The sequence below is a fragment of the Kitasatospora sp. NPDC047058 genome (genome assembly GCF_040643935.1).
Taxonomy (GTDB): domain Bacteria; phylum Actinomycetota; class Actinomycetes; order Streptomycetales; family Streptomycetaceae; genus Kitasatospora.
In genome coordinates this window covers 1-4,885 of sequence record NZ_JBEYVJ010000457.1, presented here as the reverse complement: position 1 = coordinate 4,885, position 4,885 = coordinate 1, and the positions used below count along the sequence as shown (strand labels likewise).

Genomic DNA, 4,885 nt, shown 5'->3' with positions numbered 1-4,885 from the left:
GCCCGGGACGCGCCCGCGACGGTGCCCGTCACCGTGGACGCGGCCGCGTGGGCGGGCACCGGCAGCCCGCGCAGGGCGGCCGGGAGCGGGGAGAACCGGCCCACGACCAGGGCCCGTTGCTCCGGCTGCACGGTCAGCCGGACGGCGAGGCGGTGGGCGGTGGTCCGCTCGGCGGCGGTCAGGCCGCCGTTCGCGCCCGCGTCGCGGTTCCCGTTCCCGGTGCCGCTGCCGTTCCCGGTGCCGTTCCGGTTCCCGTTGCCGTTCCGGTTTCGCCGGGTGTTCCCGCTCCCGTCGGTGCGGGCACCGGGCCGGTTGCCGAGCGCCCGGGCCTCGCGCTCGACCCCGGCGAGGACGGCGGGCAGCCGGGTGAGCGCGAGCAGCCGCTCGCAGCGCCCGGGCGTGCAACCGGGGTGGCCGCAGTGGTAGCGGGAGAGGACGGCCGGCGCCGAGCCGGCGATCAGCTCGTCGACGAACGCCACGGCGTCCGGCTCGCCGGCCACCTGGGCGAGTCCGGCCGCGTCGACCCGGCGGTCCCGGTAGTACGGCACGGCGTCCGGGGCGAACGCGGCGCCGAGGGCGAGCACCGCGACCGAGGCCGCCCGGGCCCGGCTGGCCGGTCCGGCCCGGTCGACGGCGTCGAGGTCGTCCAGGTCGAGGACGGTGTCCTTCACCTCGTCGTGCAGCCACGTCCGCAGCCGCCGCGCGCCGCCGTCGGCGGCCAGCCACTTCGCCGCCACCGAGGACCGCGCGAGCAGTGCGACCGCCAACGCGGCGGGGTCGTGGAAGTACTCCCCGCCGAAGCCGATCGGCCGGTGCGCGGGCCCGGTGGCACCGGTCGCCCGGGCCCGGCTGCGCACCACCTCGGGGCTGCCGCCGGCCAGCCACTCCCTGACCTGCGCCGCCGTCCAGCGGTCGGCCGGGTCCTTGGTGAACAGCCCCTGGAGAAGCAGCAGTTGCCGCTGGTCGGTGACGGCGGAGAGGTCGACCTCCTCGTCCATCAGCAGGCCGTACTGCACCGCCTCGTCGCTGACCAGCCCGCCGTCGGCCCGGACGAAGCGAGGCCGGCCGGTGAACAGCTCGAACAGCACGTTGCCCAGCGCCCACCACGGGCCGGCCGGGTGGTTGTTCCCGATCAGCTGCTCGGGCGCCATGTAGGGGACGGTCAGCTGCATGTCGGGTGTGAAACGGCGGCTGGCGGTGAGCCGGTCGACGCCGCCGAAGTCCGCGATCACGAACCGGGTCGGGCCGCGGCCCGTCCGCACCAGGATGTTGGCCGGCTTGAAGTCCACCGGGTTGCGTTCGATGTCGCTCTGCCAGAACGCCAGCAGCCCGACCAGCCCGCGGACGATCCGCTCGGTGTCCCGCCCCCGGCTGAGCCGGCCGGCCCGGCGCAGGCCGGCGAGGTGGTCGGCCAGGGTGGTGGGCAGGTACTCCATCGCCACCCAGTCGCAGAGCGCCCCGGCGTGATGGACCCGGCCGTGGTCGTGGATCTCCGGGACGTGGCCGCGGAAGGCGTCGTTACGCAGGTGCTCCAGCAGGTCCGGGTCCATCGGCTGGCCGGGGGCGGCGACCTTCACCGCGGCGTCCGTGCCGTCGTCCGTGCGCCGGACGTGCCAGACCGTGCCCTCGCTGCCGGACCCGGCGACGCCGTACGGCTGGTAGCGGTCCGTCAGGGCGGCGGGGAAGGCGCCCGCGTCGGCGCCGCCACCGCTGTCGCCGTCGGTGTCGCCGGATCCGGACGCGCGCCGGGTGGCGGGCTGCGGCGTGGCCGCGATGGCGGGGGAGCCGGCCGGGCCCCGGCCGGGCCGCTGGACGCGGGTGGGCGCGTCGGGGCCGGTGGCGGGCGCGTCACGGCCGGCGGTGGGGCCGGGCCGCTGCACCCTGGTCGCCGGGCCCCCGGCGCCCTGCTGTGCGGCCTGCCCGGCGGCCTTGCCCCGGTCGCGCTGGACGCGGGTGCGCGGGCTCGGCACACCGGACCGCCCGGGCTTCTCCGGCTGCCCGGGCCGGCCCGGCTTCTCCGGCTGCCCGGATTGGCGGGACTGCTCCGGCTGCCCGGACCGTGTGGACCGCTCGCGCGGCTCGGGGGCGTCGCCGCCCGCGGCCTTGCCCCGGTCGCGCTGGACGCGGGTGCGCGGACTCGGCACCGGCCCCGAGGCCGATCCGGCCCCCGTCCCCGCCCCCGTCCCCGTCCCCGTCGCCGATCCCGACCCGGGAGGCGAAGCCTGGTCAGGGCTCCGGTCCCGGCCCGGCGGCTGCGCGGCAGGCTCCCGCCTCTGCTTCCGGGTGGGCGGGTTCGGTTCCGCCGGAGTGTCGGCCATGGCGTCGTCGCCCTCCTCGACGCCCCGGTTCACCGGGGAGCGCCGTACTCGTCGATCTCGACCACCTCGACGTCGATGTCCTCCGCGAACCGCAGCCGGCGGCCCGGCCAGACCCGGGTCGGCCGGGTGACGGGGACGTCGTCGACGAAGGTGCCGTTGGTCGAATCCAGGTCCTCGACGCAGAGCGCGCCGTCGATCCAGCGCAGCCGGGCGTGGTGCCGGGAGAGCTGGTCCAGCCGCTCCAGCCCGGGGATCCCGGCGCAGTCCGGCTCGTCCCGGCCGATGGCCAGCCCGCCGCCGCGCTGCTGCTCGCCCCGCACCGGGAGCAGCATCCCGGCGATCACCAGCGCCAGCCGTACGGCCGGGCGGACCGTCCTGGTCACGGCCTCCGACCCGGGCGCACCCGCCGGGGAGCGCGGCGCGGCCGGGGCGGGCGGCGGCGCGTCCCCGGCGGGCGGCTGCTCGGACCGTTCCAGCTGGAACATGTGGATCTCGCAGAACCCCCGCGTCGGGGAGGTCGGGCACTCGCCCGGCGCGCCCACCGGGCAGCGGTAGATCACGGCCGCCATGACGTCTCCCGGAAGGTCACACCGCGTCCCGCCAGGTCGCGTTCGATCCGGCCCAGGTCGCCCGGGCGGGGCACGCCGATCACGCGCAGCTCGCCCGCGGTGACCCGGACCTGCAGCTCCGGCCGCTCGGGGCGGTGGTCCAGGTACGGCGCGTACCGCTCCCGGCCGAGGGCGGTGCGCGGGGTGAGCCGCTGGTTCTCCGAGCCCCGCCAGATCAGCGCGGTCGGCTGCCCGGCCCGGTACCGGCCGGTGATCACCGCGTCGGCGCCGGCCAGCGCGGCCGTCGCCGCCGGGTCGGCCTCGATCTCGGCGGGCTCCCAGCCGGTGTACACCAGCAGGTCGGCCGCCCGGCCGGCCCGGTGACGCTCCTCGTCCGCGGCGGCCAGCAGCTCGGCGAGGGCCTGCGGCTGCTCCAGCGGCTCTCCGCCGCTGACCGTGAGCCCGACGATCCCGTCGCTGCCGCCGGTCCCGTCGGCCAGCGCCTCGCGCCAGAGCGCGGTGAACCGTTCCACCGTCAGTTCCGCTCCCCCGGAGGGGTCCCAGGTGTGCCGGGACATGCAGCCCGGGCAGGCCAGCGGGCAGCCCTGGAACCAGACGCCCAGCCGCCGGCCCGGACCGAGCGAGGTGACCGGGCGGACCACCTGGCTCACCCGTGCCAACGGTTCACCTCGATCGCGTAGCCGTCGCCCTCGCCCTCGACCGCGGTGACCTCGATGTGCTCGCCGCGCCGCAGCGGGTTGCGGAAGATCTCCCGGGCCAGCGGGTTGACCAGGGCGGACTCGACCGCCGTGACCACCCCGCGGCCGCCGTGGTCGAGCCGGCTGTTCGCCTCCACCCGCAGCACCTCCCAGGCGTCGTCACCGATGGTCAGCTCGGCGCCGTGCACCTCGGCGACCCGGCCGGTCACCGAGGCGATCGCCTTGTCGAGGATCTGCGGCACCCACTTGTCCTGCATGAAGTCCATCGGGATGAAGTTGTCGCCGAAGCGGTTGCGCAGCTCGGGCCGTTTGATCCGGTCGTTGAAGAACACGTCGAACGCCTGGCGCAGCGCCTGGCGGACCACCGCCGGGTCGTCGTGCCGGGTCAGCTGCCGGCGGGCGCCCGGTGCGCCCGCGGCGGAGCGCTCGGCGGCGGCGCCCGGTGAGCCCGGCCCGCCCGCCTCGCCGTTGTGCGGGCGCTCGCCCTCGGGCGGGGCGGCCCCGGCCGCGCGGCCGTCCCCGGCCCGGGCGTCCTGCTCCCCGCCCAGCACGGTCGCGGTGACGCCGAGGTTGGAGGTGAAGATCAGCACGCACTCGGTGAAGTAGACGGTGGCGCCGCGGCCGTCGGTGAGCCGGCCGTCCTCCAGGATCTGCAGGAACAGGTCGAACAGCCGCGGGTTGGCCTTGTCGATCTCGTCGAAGAGCAGCACGCTCATCGGGTTGGCCCGCACGGCGTTGGTCAGCTCGCCGCCCGCGTCGTGGCCGACGAAGCCGGGCGGGGCGCCGATCAGCCGGTCCCGGGCGTGCTCCTCGGCGAACTCGCTCATGTCGAAGCGGATCGGCCGGGCGTCCGTGCCGAGGATCATCTGGGCGATGCCCTTGGCCAGTTCGGTCTTGCCGACACCGGTCGGCCCGGAGAGGAAGAGCGTGCCGCGCGGCCGGTTCGGCGAGCTGGAGGACTGCGCGCCGGTGAGCCCGGCGGCCGAGCGCATGAAGATCTCGACGGTGCGTCTGACGGCGTGCTCCTGGCCGATCACCAGGCCGTTCAGGTACTCCTCGCCGTTCAGGATGGACTCGCGCAGCGCGGCGGTGGCCCACGGGTTGTCCAGGACGCCGATCCGGTAGAGCCGGGCCGCCTCGTCCAGTCGGTCCACCGGGAGCTCCTGGTCCACGGCCATCCGCCCGATCGCCATCACCTCGGAGCTGCCCATGCCGTGCGAGGAGCGGGCCAGCGCCAGGGCGGCCGTGCCGGTCGCGGCCTCGTCCAGCGCGGGCCCGCCGGTGGCGGCCTGGCGGCGGG

Annotated in this window: 3 protein-coding genes and 1 pseudogene; all 4 read right to left on the bottom strand. The window is 76.8% G+C overall.

What is annotated here, in order from left to right; genetic code table 11:
• Positions 1-2,144: pseudogene (locus tag ABZ885_RS35305) on the bottom strand (hypothetical protein); the annotation flags it as partial.
• Between the two features lie 203 nt (positions 2,145-2,347).
• The gene (locus ABZ885_RS35300) at positions 2,348-2,887 is read right to left on the bottom strand and encodes an FHA domain-containing protein (protein WP_360198117.1); all 540 of its coding nucleotides are present in this window, start codon (positions 2,885-2,887) and stop codon (positions 2,348-2,350) included.
• The gene (locus tag ABZ885_RS35295) at positions 2,875-3,537 is read right to left on the bottom strand and encodes a 4Fe-4S cluster-binding domain-containing protein (protein ID WP_360198120.1); all 663 of its coding nucleotides are present in this window, start codon (positions 3,535-3,537) and stop codon (positions 2,875-2,877) included. The genes ABZ885_RS35300 and ABZ885_RS35295 overlap by 13 nt, the downstream gene beginning before the upstream one ends.
• Positions 3,534-4,885: AAA family ATPase (locus ABZ885_RS35290; RefSeq protein WP_360198114.1), on the bottom strand; the 1,352-nt coding region annotated here is incomplete at its 5' end. The genes ABZ885_RS35295 and ABZ885_RS35290, both read right to left, overlap by 4 nt.